The organism is Halomonas sp. HK25, from assembly GCF_047795635.1.
GTDB lineage: Bacteria > Pseudomonadota > Gammaproteobacteria > Pseudomonadales > Halomonadaceae > Halomonas.
Genome location: NZ_CP181044.1, coordinates 1380160 through 1404062, shown reverse-complemented (window position 1 = coordinate 1404062; position 23903 = coordinate 1380160). Strand labels below are relative to the sequence as shown.

20 protein-coding genes and 2 tRNA genes are annotated in these 23903 nt (G+C 67.5%); 9 read left to right on the top strand and 13 right to left on the bottom strand.

What is annotated here, in order from left to right:
- The first annotated feature begins 60 nt into the window (after window positions 1-60).
- A complete protein-coding gene (locus tag ACM26W_RS06780; protein ID WP_416140071.1) occupies window positions 61-951 on the top strand; it encodes an NAD(P)-dependent oxidoreductase in 891 nt (296 codons plus the stop codon).
- A gap of 449 nt (window positions 952-1400) precedes the next feature.
- Here ACM26W_RS06780 and ACM26W_RS06775 read toward each other — a convergent pair.
- The 3 genes from ACM26W_RS06775 to gltX all read right to left on the bottom strand — a co-directional run bounded on the left by ACM26W_RS06775 (window position 1401) and on the right by gltX (window position 3112).
- A tRNA-Glu gene (locus ACM26W_RS06775) sits at window positions 1401-1476 on the bottom strand.
- A gap of 22 nt (window positions 1477-1498) precedes the next feature.
- A tRNA-Ala gene (locus tag ACM26W_RS06770) sits at window positions 1499-1574 on the bottom strand.
- Between the two features lie 56 nt (window positions 1575-1630).
- Window positions 1631-3112, bottom strand: a complete 1482-nt coding sequence (gene gltX, locus ACM26W_RS06765) for a glutamate--tRNA ligase (protein WP_416140070.1) — start codon at window positions 3110-3112, stop codon at window positions 1631-1633.
- 159 nt (window positions 3113-3271) lie between these two features.
- On the opposite strand from gltX, the gene ACM26W_RS06760 reads away from it, so the two are divergent.
- Both ACM26W_RS06760 and ACM26W_RS06755 read left to right on the top strand, forming a co-directional pair.
- The gene (locus ACM26W_RS06760) at window positions 3272-4015 is read left to right on the top strand and encodes an SDR family NAD(P)-dependent oxidoreductase (RefSeq protein WP_416140069.1); all 744 of its coding nucleotides are present in this window, start codon (window positions 3272-3274) and stop codon (window positions 4013-4015) included.
- Between the two features lie 123 nt (window positions 4016-4138).
- Window positions 4139-4744 carry a helix-turn-helix domain-containing protein gene (locus tag ACM26W_RS06755; RefSeq protein ID WP_416140068.1) on the top strand — a complete coding sequence of 202 codons (606 nt, stop codon included), beginning with the start codon at window positions 4139-4141 and terminating at the stop codon, window positions 4742-4744.
- Between the two features lie 59 nt (window positions 4745-4803).
- Here the strand turns inward: ACM26W_RS06755 and ACM26W_RS06750 are convergent, their stop codons facing one another.
- Together ACM26W_RS06750 and ACM26W_RS06745 are read right to left on the bottom strand one after the other, a co-directional pair.
- Complete coding sequence (locus ACM26W_RS06750) at window positions 4804-5385, bottom strand: hypothetical protein (RefSeq protein WP_416140067.1); 582 nt, start codon at window positions 5383-5385, stop codon at window positions 4804-4806.
- A 71-nt stretch (window positions 5386-5456) separates the two neighbouring features.
- Window positions 5457-5780: a TraR/DksA family transcriptional regulator gene (locus ACM26W_RS06745; protein ID WP_416140066.1), complete on the bottom strand. Its 324-nt coding sequence runs from the start codon at window positions 5778-5780 to the stop codon at window positions 5457-5459.
- A gap of 245 nt (window positions 5781-6025) precedes the next feature.
- Between ACM26W_RS06745 and ACM26W_RS06740 the strand changes: the two genes are divergently transcribed.
- Window positions 6026-6832 carry a sulfite exporter TauE/SafE family protein gene (locus tag ACM26W_RS06740; protein WP_416140065.1) on the top strand — a complete coding sequence of 269 codons (807 nt, stop codon included), beginning with the start codon at window positions 6026-6028 and terminating at the stop codon, window positions 6830-6832.
- Between the two features lie 51 nt (window positions 6833-6883).
- On the opposite strand, the gene ACM26W_RS06735 is transcribed toward ACM26W_RS06740, so the two are convergent.
- Window positions 6884-7123, bottom strand: a complete 240-nt coding sequence (locus tag ACM26W_RS06735) for a hypothetical protein (RefSeq protein WP_416140064.1) — start codon at window positions 7121-7123, stop codon at window positions 6884-6886.
- A gap of 168 nt (window positions 7124-7291) precedes the next feature.
- Between ACM26W_RS06735 and ACM26W_RS06730 the strand changes: the two genes are divergently transcribed.
- On the top strand, window positions 7292-7507 hold the full coding sequence (locus tag ACM26W_RS06730) for a hypothetical protein (RefSeq protein WP_416140063.1): 216 nt from the start codon (window positions 7292-7294) through the stop codon (window positions 7505-7507).
- 91 nt (window positions 7508-7598) lie between these two features.
- The gene (gene dusA / locus ACM26W_RS06725; protein ID WP_416140062.1) at window positions 7599-8591 is read left to right on the top strand and encodes a tRNA dihydrouridine(20/20a) synthase DusA; all 993 of its coding nucleotides are present in this window, start codon (window positions 7599-7601) and stop codon (window positions 8589-8591) included.
- Window positions 8592-8603: 12 nt separating this feature from the next.
- Here the strand turns inward: dusA and ACM26W_RS06720 are convergent, their stop codons facing one another.
- Both ACM26W_RS06720 and ACM26W_RS06715 read right to left on the bottom strand, forming a co-directional pair.
- Window positions 8604-9965, bottom strand: a complete 1362-nt coding sequence (locus ACM26W_RS06720; protein ID WP_416140061.1) for an aminotransferase class III-fold pyridoxal phosphate-dependent enzyme — start codon at window positions 9963-9965, stop codon at window positions 8604-8606.
- Between the two features lie 167 nt (window positions 9966-10132).
- Entirely contained in the window at window positions 10133-11164 is a 1032-nt protein-coding gene (locus tag ACM26W_RS06715) for a succinylglutamate desuccinylase/aspartoacylase family protein (RefSeq protein WP_416140060.1), read from the bottom strand.
- 162 nt (window positions 11165-11326) lie between these two features.
- On the opposite strand from ACM26W_RS06715, the gene ACM26W_RS06710 reads away from it, so the two are divergent.
- Window positions 11327-11944, top strand: coding sequence for a TetR family transcriptional regulator (locus ACM26W_RS06710; RefSeq protein WP_416140059.1), 618 nt, complete (start codon window positions 11327-11329; stop codon window positions 11942-11944).
- Between the two features lie 105 nt (window positions 11945-12049).
- On the opposite strand, the gene ACM26W_RS06705 is transcribed toward ACM26W_RS06710, so the two are convergent.
- The 4 genes from ACM26W_RS06705 to ACM26W_RS06690 form a co-directional block, all read right to left on the bottom strand.
- Window positions 12050-12805: an enoyl-CoA hydratase-related protein gene (locus ACM26W_RS06705; protein WP_416140058.1), complete on the bottom strand. Its 756-nt coding sequence runs from the start codon at window positions 12803-12805 to the stop codon at window positions 12050-12052.
- Window positions 12806-12879: 74 nt separating this feature from the next.
- Entirely contained in the window at window positions 12880-14292 is a 1413-nt protein-coding gene (locus tag ACM26W_RS06700) for an efflux transporter outer membrane subunit (RefSeq protein ID WP_416140057.1), read from the bottom strand.
- Window positions 14285-17428 carry an efflux RND transporter permease subunit gene (locus tag ACM26W_RS06695; protein WP_416140056.1) on the bottom strand — a complete coding sequence of 1048 codons (3144 nt, stop codon included), beginning with the start codon at window positions 17426-17428 and terminating at the stop codon, window positions 14285-14287. Before ACM26W_RS06695 ends, ACM26W_RS06700 begins: the two co-directional genes overlap by 8 nt.
- Window positions 17428-18663: an efflux RND transporter periplasmic adaptor subunit gene (locus ACM26W_RS06690; protein WP_416140055.1), complete on the bottom strand. Its 1236-nt coding sequence runs from the start codon at window positions 18661-18663 to the stop codon at window positions 17428-17430. Before ACM26W_RS06690 ends, ACM26W_RS06695 begins: the two co-directional genes overlap by 1 nt.
- Before the next feature lie 416 nt (window positions 18664-19079).
- Here ACM26W_RS06690 and ACM26W_RS06685 point away from each other — a divergent pair, with 416 nt between their 5' ends.
- A complete protein-coding gene (locus ACM26W_RS06685) occupies window positions 19080-19994 on the top strand; it encodes an alpha/beta fold hydrolase (RefSeq protein WP_416140054.1) in 915 nt (304 codons plus the stop codon).
- A gap of 22 nt (window positions 19995-20016) precedes the next feature.
- On the opposite strand, the gene ACM26W_RS06680 is transcribed toward ACM26W_RS06685, so the two are convergent.
- The gene (locus tag ACM26W_RS06680) at window positions 20017-20862 is read right to left on the bottom strand and encodes a fructosamine kinase family protein (protein ID WP_416140053.1); all 846 of its coding nucleotides are present in this window, start codon (window positions 20860-20862) and stop codon (window positions 20017-20019) included.
- Between the two features lie 186 nt (window positions 20863-21048).
- Between ACM26W_RS06680 and ACM26W_RS06675 the strand changes: the two genes are divergently transcribed.
- The gene (locus ACM26W_RS06675; RefSeq protein ID WP_416140052.1) at window positions 21049-23895 is read left to right on the top strand and encodes an AMP-binding protein; all 2847 of its coding nucleotides are present in this window, start codon (window positions 21049-21051) and stop codon (window positions 23893-23895) included.
- Window positions 23896-23903 lie beyond the last annotated feature (8 nt).

Sequence of the window (23903 nt, the reverse complement as noted above, 5' to 3'; positions counted from 1 at the left end):
GAAAGCCGCCTTCGGGCGGTTTTCTGCGTCATGATCCCCCAACAAGAGTGAGCAATCAGGATGAGCAAGAGCATATCGACCGTCGCCTTCATCGGCCTGGGCGTGATGGGCTTTCCCATGGCCGGCCACCTGGCCCGCGCCGGCCTCACCGTTCGCGTCTACAACCGCACCGATGCCAAGGCCGAAGCCTGGGCCGCCGAGCACGGCGGCAGCCACCACCCCACCCCGCGCGAGGCGGCCCGGGGCGCCGAGCTGGTGTTGCTCTGCGTGGGCAACGACGACGACGTGCGCCAGGTCACCACCGGCGATAACGGAGCGTTGCACGGCATGACCGAGGGCAGCCTGCTCGTGGACCACACCACGGCCTCGTCGGACCTGGCAGAGGAGCTGGACGCCGCCTGCAGGTCACGCGGCATTGGCTTCATCGACGCCCCGGTCTCTGGCGGCCAGCAGGGCGCCGAAAACGGCGCCCTGACCGTCATGTGCGGCGGCAGCGAGGCCGACTATTCCCGCGTCGAAGCCACCCTTGGACACTTCGCCAAGGCGGTCACCCTGATGGGCCCCGCCGGCAGCGGGCAGCTGACCAAGATGGTCAACCAGATCTGCATCGCCGGGCTGGTCCAGGGCCTGGCCGAGGGCCTGCACTTTGCCGAACAGGCCGGCCTCGATCAGCAGCGCGTGATTGATGTCATCTCCAAGGGGGCCGCCGGCTCCTGGCAGATGGAGAACCGCCACGGCACCATGATCGCGGACGAGTACGAGCACGGCTTCGCCGTGGACTGGATGCGCAAGGACCTCGGCATCTGCCTGGAGCAGGCCCGGCGCCTGCACGCCCGCCTGCCGGTGACCGCCCTCGTGGATCAGTTTTATGCCGACGTTCAGGTGATGGGCGGAGGGCGCTGGGACACCTCCTCGCTGCTGCGTCGGCTACGCGCCCTGGGCCACCGCTGAGCACTGGGGCGACGCCTGACGCCGCCCCTCGCCCTCCTTTCCGTAAGTATGATTTAGCTGCTACTTTTGGTTGACAAAGCTCATACCAGGAGCCTCCGAGCAGCGCAGGACCGTTGTCCACACATTCTGTGGATAAACCTGTTCACAACCACTCGGAAAAGCCGTCAAATCGCCATGAACTGGGGCCTGGCCTTAGATTGATCAATTTTTGATCTTGCATAAACCATTGATTTAAATAGATTTTATGAAAAAGCCTGTGATCACGGGCGATTGCGGCCCTGCTGTGCACAGACACCCTGACGAAACCCCGCCTGGTGGACAAGTCAAGCAGAATTCACCCTGAAAAAGGGGCCGTGAGGGAGGCGATGCACAGGAGGCTGCAACGCGGATGGCGGGCACCGCGTGATGAAAAAAGGGCACTCGGTGATGAGTGCCCTTTTCAGGAAGAGTGGCGTCCCATAGGGGGTTCGAACCCCTGTTCCCGCCGTGAAAGGGCGGTGTCCTAGGCCACTAGACGAATGGGACGCAGATGCCTCGAGGACGGGAATGGTGGAGCCTAGCGGGATCGAACCGCTGACCTCGACACTGCCAGTGTCGCGCTCTCCCAGCTGAGCTAAGGCCCCGCGCCCTGAAGACGAGACGTATAGTACTGATTAGCCTCGCCTTCGTCAACAGGAAATCACGGGAGTTCGCGAAACTCCTTCTCGAAGCGCTTGGCCTGCTTCTTGGAGACGCCGCCGAGCACCTCGATGGCGTGACGCAACCGCGCTCGGGTCATGTCGGAGCCCAGGATCGCCATGGCGTCCATCACCGAGGTGCTGGCGGTGGAGCCGGTGATGGCGATGAACACCGGGGCCAGGAACTCCTTCATCTTCAGGTCGAAGTGGCCGGCCAACCCCTTCACTTCTGCCAGCAGCGCCTCCTTGTGCCAGGCGGGCAGCGTTTCCAGGCGCCACACCAGGAACTGCAGCAGCCTGAGCAGGTCCTCTCGGCCCAGCTTGACGCCGTCGAAGCTCTCCTCGGTGATGCGCGGCAGGCCCGAGAAGAAGTGGCCGGCCAGTGGCGCCACCTCGGAGAGGGTCTCAACCCGCGGACGCACCTGAGGCAGGATCTCTTTCACGTAGCGCTCGTTGAAGGCCCACTCCATCAGCGCCTTGAGGAAGGCAGCGTCGTCGAGTTCCTCGCGGATATAGAGGCCATTGAGCCAGGTGAGCTTCTCCAGGTCGAACACCGGGCCGCCCAGCGACACCCGCTGAATATCGAAGTGGGCCATCATCTCGTCGAGGCTGAACTTCTCGCGCTCGTCGGGCATCGACCAGCCCATGCGGCCCAGATAGTTGATCACCGCCTGGGGCAGGTAGCCCATGCGGCGGTAGTAGTTGATCGACGTGGGGTTCTTGCGCTTGGAGAGCTTTGACTTGTCCGGGTTGCGCAGCAGCGGCATGTGACAGAGCTCGGGCATCTCCCAGCCGAAATACTCATAGAGCAGCTGGTGCTTGGGCGCCGAGTTGATCCACTCCTCGCCGCGCAGCACGTGAGTGATGCCCATCAGGTGGTCATCCACCACGTTGGCCAGGTGATAGGTGGGCATGCCGTCGGACTTGAGCAGGATCTGGGCATCCACCTGGGCCCAGTCTACCTCGATGTTGCCGCGCAGCATGTCATGGATCATGCAGGCGCCGCTGGCGGGCACCGCCATGCGAACCACGTAGGGCCACGCCTCACGTTCGCGGCGCGCCTGCTCCTCCGCCGGCAGGGCCAGGTCGGAGGGCTTGAGCGCCAAGTGCATGCCGGCGGCCTTGCGCGCCTCGCGCAGCTCGTCGAGCTCCTCGCTGGTGCGGTAGCACTTGAAGGCGCGCCCCGCCTCGATCAGCTGGCGCGCGTACTCGGCGTAGATATCGCCGCGCTCGCTCTGGCGGTAGGGGCCATGGGCTCCCCCCACATCGGGGCCCTCATCCCAGTCGAGGCCCAGCCAGCGCAGCGAGTCGAGGATCATCTGTTCCGACTCGGGCGTCGAGCGCACCCGGTCGGTATCCTCGATGCGCAGGATGAACTGGCCGCCGTGCTGACGGGCGAAGCAGAGGTTGAACAGGGCGATATAGGCGGTGCCGACGTGGGGATCGCCGGTCGGTGACGGCGCGATACGCGTGCGTACGGTCATGTCGTTGCGGTGTCCCGGATCCAGTGGTAGATGAATGGTCGCATTATACGCACCTGCCGCCGCCTCGGCAGCCGTCGTGCGGGAATCATCCGACGGGATCGCGGTCAACGTCTGGCCACCCGACCCGGTCGACCTGGAGACAACCACTTGGAGAACACCATGCTTGCGCAACTTCCCGAGGGCTTTACCACGCTGGTGACCGGCGCCGGCGGCGGCATCGGCCGAGCGGTGGTGGATGCCCTGCTGGCCAGCCCCAGACCGGGGCGGGTGATCGGCGTCAGCCGACAGTCTGGACCCGTTGTGAATGATGCCCGCTGCGAGGCGCTGAACACCGACCTCACCACCGCCGAGGGCCGCGAGGCGCTGGTCGCTCACCTCGACGGCACGCCGCTTCACCTGACCTTCAACACCATCGGTATGCTTCATGACGAGGCGCTCGGCATCCACCCCGAGAAGCGTCTCGACGACCTGGATGCCGAAGCCCTGGCGCGACTGTTCCAGGTCAACGCCACGACGCCCGCCCTGCTGCTCCGGGCACTGCAGCCCAACCTGAAGGGCCACCACCCGGCGCTGGTGGCGAGCCTCTCGGCCCGGGTCGGCTCCATCGAGGACAATCGCCTGGGTGGCTGGTACGCCTACCGCGCCAGCAAGGCGGCCCACAACATGCTGATGAGAACCGCGGCGGTGGAGCTGCGACGGCTCAATCCGACCATTGCCGTGGCCTGCCTGCATCCCGGCACCACGGATACGGCCCTCTCACGCCCCTTCCAGGCCCGCGTTCCCGAGGACAAGCTGTTCACCCCGGCCTTCGTGGCCGAGCGACTGCTTAATGTGCTGGAGCAACGCCGCCTTGGAGAAAGCGCCAGCTTCCACGACTGGGCCGGCGAACCCGTGGCTTGGTGATCGGCATAAGCGGTTAATCAACGTTGATGCGCGATATTGCACAGCCGCTAAGGATCCCGGATGATCCATCCGGTTTTTCCTAACGCTCAGATCACACAACACATACAACGACAGGATGGAGAGATGGATTCACTAGGCCCGCGCATCAAGGAGCTCCGGCTGGAGGCCAACCTCAACAAGGCAGCCCTGGCCCGTCGGGTGGGCGTTTCCGATGTGACCATCTCCTACTGGGAGTCAGGCGCCATCCGTCAGATCGGCCATGAACGGCTGGTGGCCCTGGCCCAGGCCCTGGGCTGCCCGCTGTCGCGACTGCTTGAGGGCGATAGTGGCAACCGGGCCACTCCCCTCTATCTGCGCAGCCAGCCTCCCGCGCCCTGGCAGGACCCCGCCGCCGGCCGCATCGAAATGAGCGCGGACCTGCTGCCGACCACGCAGCAGCAAGGGCAAGGGTGGCACAAGGAGTGCTACCTGCTGACCCCGGCGCCCGGCGATATCTTCGATTTCCTGAACGATCACGACCTCTTCGCCGTGACCCCCACCGACCGCTTTAGCCAGACGGGCCTCTATCTGGTGGAAGAGCATGGCCAGCTCTGCATCCGCCGGGTCTCCCAGCGGGAAGACGGATCGCTGCAGTTCAGCGGCCAGGAGGACGCCTCTTCCCACCCTGCTCCCCCCGATGCACGGCTGCTGGGCAGGCTGCTGGCCCGCTGGCAGGCTTCACCGCTCTGAGGTGACGTGGGCACCCCACTCGCCCAGCTCGATCCCAGACGCTATTCGCCCCCCCCGTGCTATTCGACCCCGAGCACTTCGACGTTGTCGTGGGTGCGGCGCGGTTCGCTTCCTATCAGGAAACGTCGAGAGGTGCTCGCGACCTGCCCAAGGCCATGGCGAGAGGTGCTCACCAGCGAGCCGCTCAGATGCTCGCCCCGCTCGCCGATCCGAGCACGAACCTCCGTGGGCTGCACGGTGGCCTCGGAGAGGTTCACGGTGATGGAATAGCCCCCGTCAGGGAGACCGCTGCCCGAACCGAAGGGTCCGGCCTGGAAGCGGCCGCCGGTCAGCGTCGTACGCTCCTGCCAACGGACTCCGCTCAGTTCTCGCTGAACTACCACCTGCAGGCGGGTGTTATCCGGCAGATTGCTCTCCCCTTCCACCTGCAGGCGCCGATCATTGCCGAGGCTGACCGTAAATTCGATCGCTACCGGCTCGTCGAAGGGGTCCACCATGGGCTCGGGCTCGGCGGGGGGAGATGGCTGGGCAACCTGCTCTGGCTCGTCCGACGCCTCCCCGGACTCATTATCGTTCCCCCCGCAGCCCGCCAACAGCACCAGCATCACGCCAAGGCCGCACCATCGATACCACACGTTCATGCATGACCTCCGAAGCGATGATTCCTTGGCCAAGGCTATCATCGGCCCGGGCTTCCCGTCCCATCGGTCACTCAACGTGGCTCGGCGCACTGCCGGCAAAGCGTGGTGAAGGGCACGGCGTCGATACGCTCGGGCGCGATCGGCTCCTCGCACACCTGGCAGACATCTCCCTCCCCAGCAGCGACGCGCGCCAGGGCGTGCATCACCTGGCGCAACGCCTCCTCGGCCTCCCTTTCCAGGGCGTCGACCACCTCGTCATTCTGCAACTCGACGGCCTGCTCCTCCATGTCCTTGTCCAGAGGGCCTCCCCGTTGCTCCTTGTGGGCCCGGTAGCGCTCGAGTCGCTCGATCAGCTCGTCGCGCAGCCCCTCCAATACCCCTTTCCGGTCCGCCATGATGCCCTCTCCTGTCATTGTGACATGGCCTGCAGCGCCCTGGCGGCGCTGCCCTGCCCTACTTCATAGCACATTGCCGCGCCGACCAACCCCCGACGCGGGTCAAGCCTTGCCCCCTGCACCATTGGTGGGCTGCAGAGAGCAGTACTCGCCGAAAGGCCTTTTCCTCTACACTGCGGCCCCTAGCACCTGAATCCAGGGCTTTTTGTCAGACAACACACGAACTCGCAGAAGGAGTGAGGGCATTGGATCCCATCTGGTGGTTGGCCTACCTGGCCCTGGGAAGCTTCGTCGGCCTGATGGCCGGCCTTCTCGGCATCGGCGGCGGCGGCATCATGGTCCCGATCCTGACCTCGATTTTCGTGATTCAGGGGGTCCCCCATGAGCACATCGCCCACCTGGCGCTGGGCACCGCCATGGCCGCCATCGTGCCGTCCGCCTCGGCCAGCCTCTGGTCGCACCATCGGCATGGCGCGGTGCGCTGGCACATCGTGCGCCACATCACGCCCGCCATCCTCGCCGGTACCTTCCTGGCCACTTTCATCGCCGCCCTGATACCGACCCGCGGCCTGGCGGTCTTCTTCGCCGCCTTCATGGTGCTGATGTCCCTGCAGATGCTGGCCAACCTGAAGCCCAAGCCGGCCCGCACCCTGCCGGGGCCGGCCGGCCTGTCCGGCGCGGGGCTCGGCATCGGCAGCATCTCCGCGCTGGTGGCCATCGGCGGCGGCTCGCTCACCGTGCCCTTCCTGACCTGGTGCAACGTCCGCCTGCCCCACGCCATCGGCACCTCGGCCGCCGTGGGTCTACCGATCGCCCTGGCCGGGGCACTGGGCTACCTCATCAACGGCTGGGGAACCGCCGGCCTGCCGGATGCCGCCTGGGGCTATGTCTACCTGCCCGCCCTGCTGCTGATGGCGCCGTTCAGCATCCTCACCGCGCCTCTCGGCGCGAGGCTCGCCCACCGCCTGCCGGTAGGGATTCTCAAGCGAGTGTTCGCCTTCATGCTGATGGCCCTGGCGCTGCAGATGCTCTACACGGTGTTCACTGCCTGAGGCCCAGTCGCGCCATACCGTCCGGCGAAATCCCTCGCGCGACGCTGCCCGTCAGGTCATGCCGAGGGCCGCATAGCCCTCCTCGGTCAGCGTCAGGGTCTCGCCCCCGCTCGAGCCGGCATGCGGCGTCACCGTGATCAGGCCCTTCTCCTCCAGGGCCGCGATATCCTTGCGCAGCGCCGGTAACAGGGCGTCCTCGTCGGAGTAGCCGAAGGGCGAAGACAGCACTCCGCCATGCTGCAGCACGCGGGCCAGCAGCTCCATCTGATGGTCGGTCAGATCGTGAGGCATTGCCGTCTCCTCGCGGGAAAGGTTCCAAGGTTATCGCCGATCGCGCTTGAAGCATTTTCACAGGCGCTTCGCCGGATCATTGCTTAGATTTCTAAAGTGGGATGATTGAAACGCGCAACCTTGATTTCCGCATCCTAGCGATACCCCATCCCTGAACAGGAGGTCGGCGTGGACACCATCACCCTGACTCACAAGGTACAAGGCCTGACCCTCATCTGCCGCCAGTGTGGCAACACCGAGGAGGCGGTCAGTCTTGACCTCGGCCGTTTCCGGGTCGAGAGGCTCTCCCGCGATGCCGGTACGCTGCGCTGCTTGAACTGCCAAGCCGCGGTGACCATCCGGCTCCACGAACTGGACCCGATCGCCTTCGCCAGGGCCGGCTAGGGCCGAGGGGAAGACGACAGCACCGACATGGGCAACCCACCACGGGGACTGATAGAATTGACACCCTTCTCGAACAACCCCGTGATGCCCGATGCCCCAGCTCGACCGCACCTTCTCCATCGCGCCGATGATGGATTGGACGACCCGCGACTATCGCGCCTTCGCCCGCACCCTGACTCGCCGTGCCCTGCTCTACACCGAGATGGTCACCACCGGGGCCATCCTGCACGGCAGCCCGCGGGAGCGTTTCCTGGGCTTCGATGCGTTAGAGCACCCGCTGGCCCTGCAACTGGGCGGCAGCGACCCCGGCGAGCTCGCCGAGTGCGCCGCGATCGCGGAGGCCTGGGGCTATGACGAGGTCAACCTCAACGTGGGCTGCCCCAGCGACCGGGTGCAGAACAACCTGATCGGCGCCTGCCTGATGGGCCATCCAGAAAAGGTCGCCGCCGCGGTGCGCGCCATGCGGGAGGCGGTGTCGATCCCGGTCACGGTCAAGTGCCGCATCGGCATCGACGATCAGGACGAGGATGCCGACCTCGAGCGTTTCATCGCCATGGTGGCCGACGCCGGCTGCGACACCTTCATCGTGCACGCCCGCAAGGCCTGGCTGCAGGGGCTCTCCCCCAAGGAGAACCGGGATATTCCGCCGCTCAACTACCCCCGGGTGCACCGCCTCAAGGCGAGCCGCCCGGAGCTGCATATCGGCATCAACGGCGGCATCAAGACCCTCAATGAGAGTCGCGCTCAGCTCAAGCAGGTGGACAGCGTGATGGTGGGTCGCGAGGCCTACCAGAATCCCTGGCTGCTGGCCGGTGTGGATGCCGCCTTCTACGGCGAGCCGGGGCCGGCGGCCAGCCGTCACGCGGCGGCACGAGCCTTTCGCCCCTATATCAGCCGGCGCCTCGAGGAAGGCGCCAAGCTCAACCACATCACTCGCCACCTGCTGGGCCTCTTCCAGGGCCAGCCGGGGGGGCGACGCTTCCGCCGCCATCTTTCCGAAAACGGCCACCTCGACGGCGCCTGCCTGCGCGTCTTCGACGACGCCCTGAGCCTCGTGCCAGAGCGCGACACCGTACCTATCTGAACCTGCCCCCCCCTATTCGAGTCGGTCCAGCACCTCGGCCACAGCGTCGAAGAGCCGCTCCAGCTCCGTCTCCGTGCTGCCGAAGGGCGGGCCAAACTGCAGAGTATCGCCGCCATAGCGCACATAGAAGCCCGCTTCCCACAGCGCCAGATGGGCATCCCGCGGGCGGATGGTGGGGTCGCCATCGCGCGGGGCCAGCTGAATGGCACCGGCCAGGCCGTAGTTGCGGATATCCACCACCCGGGGCCGCCCCTTGAGCGCATGCAGCCGCGCCTCGAAGGCCGGGGCGATGGAGCGCACCTGGGCCGGGAAGTCCTCGCGCTCGAACAGCGCCAGGGCCGCCAGGGCCGCCGCACAGGCCACCGGGTGGCCGCTGTAGGTGTAGCCGTGGGGAAACTCGATGGCGTGCCGAGGTCCGCCGGCGTGCATGAAGGTGTCGAAGATCTCGCTTGATGCGATCACCGCGCCCATGGGCACCGCCCCGTTGGTGAGCTGCTTGGCGATCGTCATCATGTCGGGGGTCACGCCGAACGCCTCGGCACCGGTCCGCGCCCCGCTGCGCCCGAAGGCGGTGATCACCTCGTCGAAGATCAGCAGGATATCGTGGGCATCGCAGATCGCCCTCAGCCGCTCAAGATACCCCTTCGGCGGCACGATCACGCCACCGGAGCCGGACATCGGCTCGACGATCACCGCGGCGATGTTGGAGGCGTCGTGCAGGGCGATGTGCTCGAGCAGCGTATCGGCCAGCTCGGCACCGCTCTCGGCCTGGCCGCGGGTGAAGGCCAGCCCCGGCTGCAGAGTGTGAGGCAGGTGGCTGACCTCCATCAGCTGGCCGTAGTGCTTGCGGTTGCCGCCGATGCCGCCGAGGCTGGTGCCCCCTACGTTGACCCCGTGGTAGCCCTTGGCGCGGCCGATCAGCCGGGTCTTCTCGGGCCTTCCCTTCAGCCGCCAGTAGGCCTTGGCCATCTTCACCGCGGTGTCGGCGGACTCGGAGCCCGAGTCGGTAAAGAAGACGTGATCGAGCCCTTCCGGGGTAAGGCTCGCCACCTTCTCCGCCAGCCGGAAGGCCAGCGGATGGGCCACCTGGAACCCCGGCGCATAGTCGAGGGTGCCGAGCTGGTGGGCCACCGCCTGCTGGATCTCGGCCCGGTTGTGCCCCGCCCCGCAGGTCCACAACCCCGAGAGCGAGTCGAACAGCCGCCGGCCCTGGTCATCGATGAAGTAGCGCCCCTCCGCGCCCACCACCACCCGGGGGTTGGCATGGAAGTCGCGATTGGCGCTGAACGGCATCCAGTAGTGCTGGTTCAGCTCGCCCGAGCGGCCGGCGGTCGCGGCCGGGGCCTCACCCTGGCGATTATCCAGGTCGATCATGGTAGCTCTCCCCCGTTGGCATGGTCGATGGCGACGCCCCGCTGGCCCCGGGCCGTCCCATTCGGAACAGCAGGTCAGCAGGTCAGCAGGTCAGCAGAGCATGGTCGAGGATTCTGTCGAGTAAAATATGACTTTACTCGCCCAAAGGTGAGCATTGTCTCAACTTTTCAATAGTGGGAGTCGTGCAGCGGTGGCAGGCTGGAATGGAAGTCCTCGATGGCGCTCTCGGCCTCTTCGATGGCATCGAAGCGGGCGATATGGAAGAGCGCCTCGCCCTCGTTGGCCAGCGGCAATCGGCTCATGCCGATGACGATACCGTCGGCCATGGAGAGCACCTCCCCTTCGGCGTTGCCGAAGGGGTCGGCGACCCGCCCCAGCAGCTCGCCCCTGGCCACCCGGGCGCCGAGCCGCACCTGGGGGCGCAGGATGCCGTCGATGGGTGCCCGGGCCCAGCTCGAGCCGTTGGCGATCTCCGCCGCCGGCGGCTGGCGCCGGCGCTGTTCGCCGGTGAGCATGCCGAACCGTCGCATCACCCGCAGTACCCCCCGCACGCCGGGGGTGATCGCCCACTCGTCGAAGCGCAGCGCCTCGCCGGCCTCGTAGGTGAGTACCGGAATACCACGATTCTGGGCGTAGTGACGCAGGCTGCCCTCGCGCAGCTCGGCGTTGAGGATCACCGGCGCGCCGAAGGCATTGGCCATGCGCTCGGTCTCGCTGCCGGTCACCAGCTGGGCGCGGATCTGCGGCAGGTTGGTGCGGTGGATCGCTCCGGTGTGCAGGTCGATGATATGGGTGGCCTGATCGACGATCTGCTCGCGGAACAGCGCGGCCACCCGCCCCCCCAGCGAGCCCGACTCGCTGCCTGGAAAGCAGCGGTTGAGATCGCGCCGGTCGGGCAGGTAGCGGCTGTGCTGCACGAAGCCGAAGACATTGACGATGGGCGCCGCGATCAGGGTACCGCGCAGGCCCTGGATCTGCTTGGAGCGCAGCAGCCGGCGCACGATCTCCACGCCGTTGATCTCGTCGCCGTGGATACCACCGCACACCAGCAGTGTCGGACCCCCCTGGCGGCCGTGCACCACCTCCACCGGGATGTAGAGCGGCGCATGGGTATAGAGCCGGGCCACCGGCACATCGATCTGGGTGCGAGTGCCGGGAGCAATCCGTATGCCGGCAAGGTCGAAGGGCGCGCGGGCCATGGCGGGGTCATCCTGTAACGGGGCGATGTTTCCTTTATACCCGTGTCATCAGGGCGGTGGCGAGAGCGACGACGGCCATTCCACCAACCATACATTGACGAATGTAAAAGCCGCGGCAATCGGGTAGAATCATTGCCTCACCGCTTGATGGAGTCCGCCCCCATGGCGCGAAAGACCAAGGCCGAGGCCGCCGCGACCCGCGAGGCCCTGCTCGACGCCGCCGAGGAGGTATTTCTCGAGAAGGGCGTGGCCCGCACCTCCCTGGAGCAGATCGCCCGCCACGCCGGCATGACCCGTGGCGCCGTCTACTGGCACTTCAGGAACAAGTGTGACCTCTTCCAGGCCATGCTCAACCGGGTGCGCATGCCTTTCCAGGAACTGGTCGAGGAGATCGGCGACCCGAGCCTCGCCGAACGTCCTCTGGAGGCGATCCGCCTGGCCTGCCTCAGCGGCTTCGAGCGCCTGGAGCGGCCCCGCTACCGCCGCGTGCACGCCATCCTGATCCACCACTGCGAGGTGTTCGGCGACATCGACCCCCTGGCCATGCAGAACGAGATGGCTGAGGAGTCCTGCGGCGCGCTGCGTGACTACCTGCAGAGCGCCACCCGGCTGGGCCAGATACGCGAAGATCTCCCCCCGGAGCTGGCCGCCAAGCTGCTGCAGTCCATGCTGAGTGGCCTCTTCCATGACTGGCTGCGCAACCATGAGCAGTTCTCCATCGTGGAGCAGGGCATGGTGCTGGTGGAGACCCAGCTCAGGCTCTTCGCTCCCTCGGCATGACTCCCCACAGGGACCTCGTCCAGCAGGGCGAGGCGCTCGCCACCCCCGTCGGTTGCCGGCTACGCCAAGGGCGCAGCCGGTCGCGCTGACGCGACTCCCGCCTCTTCAGCGGCCGTGCCTTCTGGCATAGAAGGCATCGATAGCGCTCTGCGCCTCCGTCGAGCGGCAGCGCTCGAGCAGCGCCTGCTCCTCGCGGTCCATAGCCGCCTCGACCGCCTCGGCCTGCCCGTCGCGCATCAGTGCCTTGGTGGCCAGCAGGGCGTCATAGGGCCGGGCCAGCAGGCGGGCGGCACAGTCGAAGGCCTGTTCCAGGGCTCGGCCGTCCGGCGCGGTGTCGGTCAGCAGGCCGATCTCGCACGCCTCCCGGGCCGTAAAGGCGGTGCACAGCAGCAGCATCTCGCTGGCCGCCTTCGGCCCCGCCAGGCGCGGCAGCAGCAGGGTCGTCGCCCCGATCGGGCTCAGCGCGAAGTGGGTGAAGGGCAGCTGGAAGCGGGTCGAGTGGCCCCCGTAGGCGAAATCACAGTGCATCAGGATGGAGATGCCGAGCCCCAGGGCGATGCCTTCCGCCGCCGCGATGGCCGGCTTGGGAAAGGCCTGCAGGCGACGCAGGAAGGTGATCGCCGTGACGCTGTCGGCCTCGGCCAGGGCCTTGTAGTTGGCCAGGTCGTTGCCCGCCGTGAAGCAGTTCTCGGTGCCGGTGATGATCAGCACCCTGACGCTGTCGTCGGCCTCGGCCGTCGCGAGCCCCTCGATCAGCTGCGCGTAGCTCGCCTCGTCGAGGATATTGCGGCGCTCGGGGCAGCTGATCTTCAGCACCATGATGCCGTCGTCCCGGCGCGAAGCGGTGATTCGGGTCGCCATGAGATGTCTCCCTTGTGTTGGTAGGGGCCGGCCTGCAGGCAGGCCAGCCCTGGTTCCCTGGGCCTTTCGGCACCTCAGCCGTCGACCTGCCAGCCGCCACCCAGCGCCTTGAACAGCGTGGCGGTGGCGGTCAGGCGATCGCGCATCGCCTCGGAGAGCGCAAGCTCGGCGGCGAGCATCGCTCGCTGGGCATCGAGCAGCTCGATGAAGCCGACGAAGCCCTCCCGGTAGCGCACCTCCGCCAGCTCCAGGGTCCGCTCGAAAGCGGTCAACTGGCGGCGAATCGCCTCGACGCGCTCGCCGCTGGCCTCATAGGTGACCAGGGCGTTGCGCACCTCGTTGAAGGCCTGGGCCACGGTGGCGCGGTACTGCACCTCGGCCTGCTCGGCCAGTGCCTCGGCGGTGTCGATACGAGAGGCGCTGCGGCCGAAGTCGAACAGCGGCCCCATCACCGTGGCGGAGAGCCCCCAGGTACCCGCGCCGGAGGTGAGGAGGTCGCCGGCATCACCGGCCGCCGTGCCCAGCAGACCGCCCAGGTTGAAGCGCGGCAAGCGGCTCGCCTCGGCCACGCCGATGCCGGCGTTGGCGGCGACCAGCCCTGCCTCTGCCGAGCGGATATCCGGGCGGCGTGCGAGGAGTTCCGAGGGAAGCATCGCCGGCACCCCGTCGGGCAGGGCGATCGCTTCCAGGTCGGTGTCACCGAAGTCCAGCTCGCTCATCAGCTCGGCGGGGCTCATGCCCACCAGCAGGGCCAGGGCGCCTTCCAGCACCCCCACCCGCTCACGCTGCGACGGCAGCTGAGCCAGGGTCGATTCCAGTTCCGACTGCGCCTGGCGCAGCGCCAGCTCATCGCTCTCCCCCACGTCGAAGCGCAGCTGCTCGAGGCGGAAGGTCTCCTCGCGAGACTCCGCCGTGGCCTCGGTGATACGGAGCTGGCGCTGGGCGCTGCGCAGGTCGAAGTAGGTGGCGACCACGTCGGCGATCACATTGAGGCGCACCGCGTCGTGGGCGAACAGGCTCTGCTCGAGCAGCGCCTCGGAGGCCTCCCGCTCACGGGCCAGCCGACCCCAGAAGTCGAGTTCGTAGTCGAGCACGCCGGCCAGGGAGAAGAGGCTATCAGTGCTGCTCTGTCCCAGCGGCGAGGCGGCCCCCGGGGTACGCTCCCGGGCCGCCTCGGCCTGGGCGCTCACCGACGGCAGCTGCTCGGCGCGGGCCAGCCCGAGCCGAGCGCGGGCCTCCTGGATTCGCGCCAGCTGCAGGCGCAGCTCCAGGTTGTCATCCACGGACCTGGCCACCAGGGCATCCAGGTGCGGATCCTCGAACTGGTGCCACCACTGTTGCCAGTCGGCGCGCGCCTCGTCGGAGAGCAGCACATGCTCGGGCCAGGTCTCGGGAAGCTCCAGCTCCGGGGCCCGGTAGTCGGGCCCCACGGCACAGCCGGCGATCAGCGCGGTGGAGAGCAGCAGGATCGGGAGAGCCTTACGCATGGGTCGACTCCTTCTGTTGCCGGGTCATCTTGCGCTCGCGCTGCCAGGTGGTGAGATCATCCATCAGCTTGTAGGCCAGCGGCACGAAGATCAGCGCCAGGGAGCTGGCCATCAGCATACCGCCAACCACCACGGTACCGATCTCCTGACGACTGTTGGCGCCGGCGCCGGTGGCGAACACCAGCGGCAGGGTGCCGATGATGAAGGTCATCGCCGTCATCAGGATGGCACGGAAGCGCTGCCGTGCGGCGCCCAAGGCGGCCTCGGTGGAGCTCATCCCGGCACGGCGGTTCTGGGCGGCGAACTCCACGATCAGGATGGCGTTCTTGGCCGCCAGGCCGATCAGCACCAGCAGGCCCACCTGGAAGTAAATATCGTTGGGGAAGCCACGCAGCATGGCAGAAAGCGCCGCCCCCAGCACCCCGAAGGGCACCGCGGTGGCTACCGCCAGCGGTAGCGTCCAACGCTCGTATTGGGCGGCCAGGATCAGGAACACCATCAGCAGGCCCAGGCCAAAGGCCAGGCCGCCGGCGCCGGCCGCCGCATCGAGCTGATAGGCCTCGCCGGTCCAGCCCAGGGACGCATCGCCGCCCTGCAACACCTCGGCGGCCACCTCCTCCATGGCCTCCTTGGCCTGGCCGGTGGTATAGCCCGGCGCCGCATCGGCCAGGAACTTGGCGGCCGAATAGACGTTGTAGCGGTTGAGGATGTCCGCCCCCGCCTCCCGGGTCAGGGTCACCAGCGAGGAGAGCGGGATCATCTCGCCGCTCTGGGAGCGCACGAAGACCTTGTTGAGATCCTCGGGCTTGCTGCGGAACTCCCCCTCGGACTGCAGGTTCACCTGCCAGTTGCGCCCCGCCAGGGTGAAGTCGTTCACATAGAGAGCGCCGAAGGTGCTCTGCATGCTGGCGAAGACCTCATTGATGGGCACGCCCATGGCGCGGGCCTTTTCACGATCCAGGTCCGCCCGGTAGCGCGGAATGGAGGTGTCCAGGGTGGTGCGGGCGTTGGCCAGCTCCGGGCGCTCGTTGGCGGCGGCGGCAAGCCGGCCAGCCAGCTCGGCGACCTCCTCGGTGGTAGCGTCGCCGCGCACCTGCAGGTAGCCCTCCACGCCGCCGGTCAGCGATAGCCCCATGATGGGCGGCGGGGCGAAGGAGATCACCAGTGCCTCGGGGAGTCCGCCGCCCATGCCCATGATCCGGCCGGTCAGGGACTGGGCATCCTGGCCGGGGCCCTCGCGCTCGCTCCAGTCGGCGAGGTTAGCGAAGCCCACCCCGGCGTTGGTGCGCAGCGAACCGGCGATGATGTCGAAGCCGGCGATGGCGGTGAACTCGTCGACCTCATCCAGCTCCAGTAGCATACCGGAGAGCTGGTCGCGCACCGCCTCGGTACGCGGCAGCGCGGATACCTGAGGCAGCTGGTAGACCACCAGCGCCACGCCCTGGTCCTCCTGGGGCACCAGCCCCGGCGGCAGGCGGGTCAGCGAGAACACCGTCAGAGCGATCACGCCGACAAACAGCACCACGCCGATCAGCGCATGGCGCAGCAGCTTGGACACCAGCCAGGCAAAGCCGCGCGTCAACTTGTCGAAGCCGGCGTTGAACCACTGGAAGGGCTTGGCCACCTGGTGTGACTGCTTGTCGAGCAGCAGGGCGCACATGGCCGGGGTCAGGGTCAGGGCCACCACGCCGGAGACCACCACGGAGACGGCGATGGTCACCGCGAACTGACGGTAGAGCTCACCGGTCAGGCCGCCCAGGAAGGTCACCGGCACAAACACCGCCACCAGCACCAGGGTGGAGGAGACCACGGCGCCGGCCACCTGTTTCATGGTCTCGACGGAGGCCTCACGAGCCTTCATCCCCTTCTCGTTGATCAGGCGTTCGACGTTCTCCAGCACGATGATGGCGTTATCCACCACGATGCCGATGGCCAGCACCAGGCCGAACAGCGTCAGCAGATTGACCGAGAAGCCGAAGGCCAGCATGCCGGCGAAGGTGCCGATAAGCGACACCGGAATCGCCGCCACCGGGATCAGGGTGGCGCGCCAGTTCTGCAGGAAGACGAAGGTCACCGCCACCACCAGCGCCACGGCCACCAGCAGGGTGATGAACACCTCACGGATAGAGATCTCGACGAACTCGGTGGTGTCGTAGGGCACCGTGTAGGAGAGCCCCTCCGGGAAGCGGGTGGAGAGATCCGCCAGTGCCTCGTGAACCGCGGTGGCAGTCTCCAGGGCGTTGGCGCCCGGCTGCAGGTAGACCCCCATGGGAACCGCGTCCTGGCCGTTGTAGGTGGCCGAGAAGGCGTAACTCTGGGAACCCAGCTCGGCGCGAGCCACGTCGCCCAGGCGCAGGGTGCTGCCGTCCTGGTCAGACCGCAGGATGATGGCCTCGAACTCGGCCGGGTCGGCGAGCTGGCCCCGAGTAGTCACCGAGAAGGTGTAGGCCTGGCCGGGCGGCGAAGGCTCGGCGCCGAGGCTACCGGCGGCAAACTGGGCGTTCTGCTCGCGGATCGCACTGGCCACGTCGTTGGGGGTCAGACCGTACTGGGCCAGCTTGTCGGGGCTGAGCCAGACGCGCATGGAGTAGTCCTGGGCGCCGAACAGCGAGGCATCACCCACCCCGGGAATGCGCACCAGCTCATCGAGCACGTTGAGCAGCCCATAGTTGGACATGAACAGTACATCGCGGCTGCCGTCCGGCGAGAAGAGCACCGGCACCATCAGGATATTGTTGGAGCGCGCCTCGACGCGCACGCCCTGGTCGCGCACCTGCTGGGGCAGGCGAGCGGTGGCGGCCTGCACGCGGTTGTTGACGTTGATAGCGGCCTGATCGGGGTCGGTTCCCATCGCGAAGGAGATGGTGATCTGCAGGCTGCCGGCGTCGGTGGAGGTCGACTCCATGTAGAGCATGTTGTCGACGCCGTTGATCTCCTGCTCCAGGGGGGCGGCAACCGCCTCGGCGATCACCGTGGAGTTGGCGCCGGGATAGGCGGCCTGCACCACCACCTGGGGCGGCACCACGTCGGGGTACTGCTCCACCGGCAGGGCGCGCAGCGCCGCCAGGCCGACCAGCACGATGATGATGGAGATGACCGAGGCAAAGATCGGTCGATCGATGAAGAACCTGAGCATCACGCCTCCTCGTCAGCGGCGATCTCGTCATCCAGCGAGACCTCGCCAGCCGTCTCGTTCAGGTCGACCTCCTCGGCGGAGTCCACCACGCTGGCCTGGACCGGCATGCCGTCCTGGAGGGTCACCAGGCCGCTGATCACGATGCGGTCTCCCGCCTCGAGGCCGGCCAGCACCACCTGGCGGTTGTCGACGATGGGGCCGAGTTCGACGTCCCGGGCGTGGGCCTGGTCGTCCTCGACCACGAAGATGCGCGGACCGCTGGGGCCCTGGCCGACCGCCTCCTGGGGCACCAGGAAGACGTCATCGAGCTCCTGCACCAGCACGCGCACGCGCACGAACTGGCCGGGCACCACGTCGCCGTTGGGGTTGGGGAAGACGGCACGGGCCGAGACGCTGCCGGTGCGCGGGTCGATGGTGCTGTCGGTGAAGTCGATCTGGCCGCGCTCGGCGTACTCGCTGCCGTCGGGCAGGGTCAGCCAAGCCTCACGGGGGGCCTCCGCCTGGGCATCACTCATGGCGCGGCGGGCAGCACGCTGCAGGGCGGCATCGCGCTCGGGCAGCGAGAAGCGCACGTGGACCGGATCCCGCTGGGTCACGCTGGTCAGCAGGGTGCCGCGCTCGATCAGGCTCCCCTCGGGGAAGCTCTCCAGGCCGGTCAGGCCAGCCAAGGGCGCCTCCACCTGGGTGTAGCTGAGATTCAGCTCGGCGCTGGCCACCCCGGCAGCAGCCAGGGCATAGCGCGCCTCGGCCAGCTCCCGGGCGGAGAGCGAGCTGTCGCGCTCGCGCTCGCTGACCGCGTTCTGGTTGAACAGGGTCGAGATCCGCTGCCACTCGCGGTTGGCCTGGTTCAGCTCGGCCTGGGCGTTGGCCCGCTCCGCCTCGGCACGCTTGAGCTCGATCTCGTAGGGTTCACGATCGATACGAAACAGCGCTGCACCGTGCTCGACCACCTGGCCCTCGGTATAGAGGCGCTCCTCGAGGATGCCCTCGACCCGTGCGCGGACCTCCACTTCCCGGGAGCCCCGTGCACGTGCCGCATACTCCTCGATCACCTCCACGCTGCGCGACTCCACACCGACCACCACCACCGGAGGGGGCGGACGGTCGCCACCACCGCCACCGGGCGCTGCGGCCTGGTCGTTATCCTGCCCGCAGGCGGACAGCCCGACGGCCAACAGGCCGGCCAGGGCCAGGGTCTTCAGGGGCCTGTGCCCCTCAAGGGGTGCCAATCGCATGGAAGTCTCCACTCTGGATGATCTCGTCAGGGGCCCGGCGGCAGGGGGGAAGCGCGCCGGTGCACTGCTCAGGAACAGGCGGGGATTATAGCTACATTCATGTATGTATACTAGCGACTTTTCCGCCTCCGGCCCGCTTGCAGGCAGAAAAAAACCGCCCGGGGCGGGGCGGCAAGGCAGGGTTGGTACAGACAAGACTTGAAACGATAACGGGTCATTTAGCAGAGGGTTGAGGTCCCTCTCAGAAAATATTATACAATAAATATAACATGATCAAGTTTAGTATAATTTTTACCGACTCGACCCGAGTCTGGCCTGCCGCTAAGCTGCGGCGATACATCGATGTAAAGCCACGCAGCAGGCCATCCGGAAAACCGCATAGAAAACCGCCACCGACAAGACAATGGAGCAAGGGAATGGATGCGCTGGAACTGGTGAAAGTCGAACAGCTGGAGGTTGCGGTGCGCATCTGGCATCCCGAGGCGACCCGGACGGTCGTGGCCTGGCACGGCCTGGCCCGTCACGGCGGCGATTTCGAGGACTTCGCCAGGGCGCTGGGCCCCACCTGGCGAGTGCTCGCCCCGGATACCCCCGGGCGCGGCCTTTCGGGCTGGCCCCTCTTCCCCGCCCACGACTACCTCTACTCGCGCTATACCACCCTGGCCATCGCCCTGCTCGACCACTTCGGGCTGGACCGCGTGCCCTGGGTAGGCACCTCCATGGGCGGGCTGATCGGCATGCTGCTCGCGGCGCACCGCGAGACGGCCTCGCGCATCGAACGGCTGGTCCTCAACGACGTGGGCCCGGAGCTGGACCCGCAGGGCCTCGCCGACCTGGGCCGCTACTTCGCCGCGCCACACCGCTTCACCCGTTTCGGCGATCTGGAGGCCGAGTTGCGCCGCCACTATGTCGGCTTCGGCATCGACAGCGACACTGCCTGGCGGCGACTGGCCCTGGGCAGCGCCAGACGACTGCCCGACGGCAGCTGGACCTACCACTACGATCCCCGTATCGGCGAGCAATTCATCCACGATACACCGCGGGACACCTGGGCCGACTGGAAAGCCATTCGTTGCCCGCTGATGGTGGTGCGCGGCGCCGACTCCCCGCTGCTGCGCCGCGACAGCGTGGAGAAGATGGCCAAGGCCCAGCCGGGACTGGTCATGCTGGAGGTGCCCGGCTGCGGCCATGCCCCCATGCTCGACCGGGCCGTCCAGGTCGACCCCATCGCCGACTTCCTCGCACGGCCGAGAGAGACACTGATGCCGGCAACGGCGGATGCTTCCTCCCCCGGCTGGTGGAAACGCCTGCTCGGTCGATTCAAGAGGTAGACGCTCGGCCGGGGCCACGGCGCTACTCCTGGCAGGCCTCGAGGGTAGATACCGCGCGCTCGACCGCCCGGCGGTAGCCACCGCCGAACAGCAACAGGTGGTTGAGCAGTGGATAGAGCTGGAACAGCGTCTCGCGCCTCGGCCAGTCGGCCGGGGCGCGGCCGTTCCAGTAGGCCTCGAAGAAGGCCTCGCCGGGTGAGCCGAACAGGGTGAGCATGGCGAGATCCACCTCAGGGTAGTGACGGTAGACGGCCGGATCGAGGATCGCCGGCCCCCGCGGGGTGAAGAGCACGTTACCCGACCACAGATCGCCATGCACCAGGCTCGCCGGGGCGTCCGGCAGCCACGCCTCCAGCCCGTGGGCGATCGCCTCGAGGCGAGTGCGCAGGGGGCTATCGAGCAGCCCTCGGGCGTGGCAGACCTCGACCAGCGGCAGCAGGCGCCGCTCGCGCTGAAACAGGCGACCGTCGGCGAGCGGTGCATTGGGCTGGGGCGTGGCGCCACAGGCGTTGTCCCGGGGCCAGCCGTGGGCCTCGCCGGTCACCGCATGCAGCCGGCGAAGCCCCTCGCCCAGGGCGACCTCGCACGCTCGGCTTCTCGTCCCGCCCGGCAGCGACTCCATCACCAGAAAGCCATTGCCCTCGGCGAGTACCGTGGGGACTACCAGCCCGCTATTCGCCGCCGCGAGTGCGCGAAGGCCCTCCGCCTCGCCGGCCAGCCGGGCCGCGTCATCGGACTTCACCACCACCTCGCCCCGGTCGGTGGCCAGGCGGTAGACCGCGGCAATATCGCCGCCGCCCAGCGGGAGAAGCTCGCCGCGCGGACTCAGTCCGCAACACTCCAGCAGTTCCAAGAGATCGGCTTGCATGCACTTTCTCCTTGACCCGACTGACACAGACTCGCCACTGCCGGCGTCACAATCAAGCTACGCTGGCATGGAGACCCGCGACAGGCTGCCAGGGGTGAACCCCAGATGAACTCCGGCCGGCTCCCGGAGTCGTCACCACATACCCGGAAAGCACGGGGAAGAAGCAGGCCAGCCGCGAGGTGATCGATGGCCCGACCCGACAAGACCCGGCACCCCCAAGAAGGCGAAGCGTTGCAGCACCGGCTGCTGGATGTGATCGACACCTTGGTCCAGGAGACGCAACCCCAGCGTGCTACAGACGTCCGACCGACGCTCGACGACCGCCTGGACCGTGACCTCGGCCTCGATAGCATGGCGCGCTCCGAGCTGCTGCTGCGCCTCGAGGACGCCTTCGCCGTCCAGCTTCCCGAGAGCGTGCTGATGGCGGATACCCCGGCGGAGCTGCTCGAGATCCTGATGACCGTCCGGGGTGCCACCCCGGAGGCACCACCGGTCGCGCGCGCGCCGACCCATGCGGCGGTGGAGGGTGTTCCCGATGCCGCCGACAGCCTCAATGCGGTGCTGGACTGGCACCTGGCGCACCACCCGGATCGTATCCACCTGCACGTCCACGGCAGCGATAACACCCCGCAGACGCTGAGCTATGCCCAGCTCGGGCGTGGCGCCCGGATCATCGCCTCGGCCCTGCGCCAGCGTGGGGTGTCCCCCGGCGACCGGGTCGCCCTGATGCTGCCCACCGAGCCGGACTACTTCATCGCCTTCTTTGGCATCCTGCTAGCCGCCGCGGTGCCGGTCCCCATCTATCCTCCGGCGCGGCCGGCCCAGCTGGAGGAGCACCTGCGACGCCACGGCCGCATCCTGACCAACGCCGGTGCGAAGATCCTGATCACGGTGCCCGAAGCCCGCCGTGTGGCACGCCTGCTGCGCGCCGAGGCGCCGCGGCTGGCCAGCATCGTCACGGTGGCGGAACTCGACGAGTCGGGCGACACCGATATCGACACCGGCACCGGCACCGGCACCGGAGACGCCGATCCTCCCGGATCGTCGAGCCTGGCGCTGCTGCAATACACCTCGGGCAGCACCGGGGATCCTAAGGGCGTCATGCTGACCCACGGCCAGCTGCTGGCGAATATCCGCGCCATGGGCGAACGACTCGAGGTGACCTCCCGGGACGTCTTCGTCAGCTGGCTGCCGCTCTACCACGACATGGGCCTGATCGGTGCCTGGCTGGGTAGCCTCTACTACGCCGTCCCGCTGGTGGTGATGTCGCCGCTCACCTTCCTCGCTCGCCCCCAGCGCTGGCTCGAGCTGATCCACCACCACCGAGCCACCCTCTCCGGCGGCCCCAACTTCGGCTACGAGCTCTGCCTGCGTGCCCTGGACCGTGAGCGCGTCCGGGGGCTGGATCTGAGCTGCTGGCGAGTCGCCTTCAACGGTGCCGAGCCCGTCAGCCCTCTCACCATGCAGCGTTTCACCGAGGGCCTGGCCGACTGCGGACTGATTCCGGGCGCCCCGATGCCCGTGTACGGCCTGGCCGAGGCCGCGGTGGGACTGTGCATTGCTCGACCCGGCCACGGCCTCGCGCTTGACCGGGTCGAGCGCGAGGCTTTCACCACGCGGCAGGAGGCGCGTCCGGCACACGGCCAGGAGCCGGCCCTGACCTTTGTCAACTGCGGCCCGCCGCTGCCGGGCTACGCGATTCGCATCGTCGAGCGTGACGGCAGTGAGCTGCCGGAACGACACGAAGGCGACATCGAATTCCGCGGCCCCTCGTCCAAGGCGGGCTATTTCGACAATCCCTCGGCAACCCGCGAGCTCTTCGATGGCGACTGGTTGCGCACCGGCGACCGCGGCTACCTCGTCGACGGCGACCTCTATATCAGCGGCCGGGTCAAGGATGTGCTGGTGCGTGGTGGGCGCAACATCTACCCCTATGACCTCGAGGAAGCCATCGGGCGCATCGAGGGCGTCAGGAAGGGCTGCGTGGCAGTGTTCGGCCACCTCGACCCCGAGAGCGGAGTCGAGGAGCTGATCGTGGCGGCGGAGACCCGCATCGACGACCCGGCACGTCGCGATACCATCACCCAGGCGATCCGCGACGTCACGGTCGACATCGTCAATATCCCGGCCGATGCCATCCGTCTGGTCCCACCTCACAGCGTGCTGAAGACCTCCAGCGGCAAGATCCGCCGTGCGGCCACCGCCGAACACTACCGCAGCGGTCGCCTCGGCCAGGGCGCTGCACCCGTCTGGCGTCAGGCAGTCGGCCTGGCCACGAAGGCCGGCGTGCAGCGTGCTCGGCGGCACCTGAAATGGCTCGGCAAGTACCTCTATGCCATCTACGCCTGGAGCGTCTGCGGCCTGGGGGCCGCCCTGTTGTGCCTGTTGGCGCTGCCCCTGCCACGGCTCACCTGGCGCTGGCGTGTCGCGCATCACATCACCCGTCTGGCCGCGTGGCTCACCGGTATTCGCCTCACACGACGCGGCATCGATCGACTGCCCCTTCGGGCACCCTGCGTGCTGGTGGCGAATCATTCCAGCTATCTGGATGCCCTGGCACTGACGGCAACGCTGCCCCGGGGATTTCGCTACCTGGCCAAGGCCGAGCTCCAGCGCCGCCTACTCTCCCGACTGGTGCTGACACGCATGGGAACGCTGTTCGTGGAGCGCTTCGACCCCCGCCAGGCCACCCGGGACTCGCAACGGGTCTTCACCGCCCTCGAGGGCGGTGACTCCCTGGCCTTCTTCCCAGAGGGCACCTTCCACTCGGTGGCAGGCATCGATGACTTCCACATGGGGGCCTTCGTCATCGCGGTTCGATCCGGCGTCCCCGTGGTACCGGTGGCCGTGCAGGGCACTCGGGCGGTGCTGCGCGGCAGGGAGTGGCTTCCCTGTCCCGGCAAGGTGACGGTCAGCATCGGCGAGGCGATCCTGCCGACGACCGGCGGCTGGGCAGAGGCCGTCAGGCTGCGCGACGCCACCCGGTCATTCATCCTCGCCGAAAGCGGAGAACCCGACTTGCGGGCCCACTGAACAAAAAA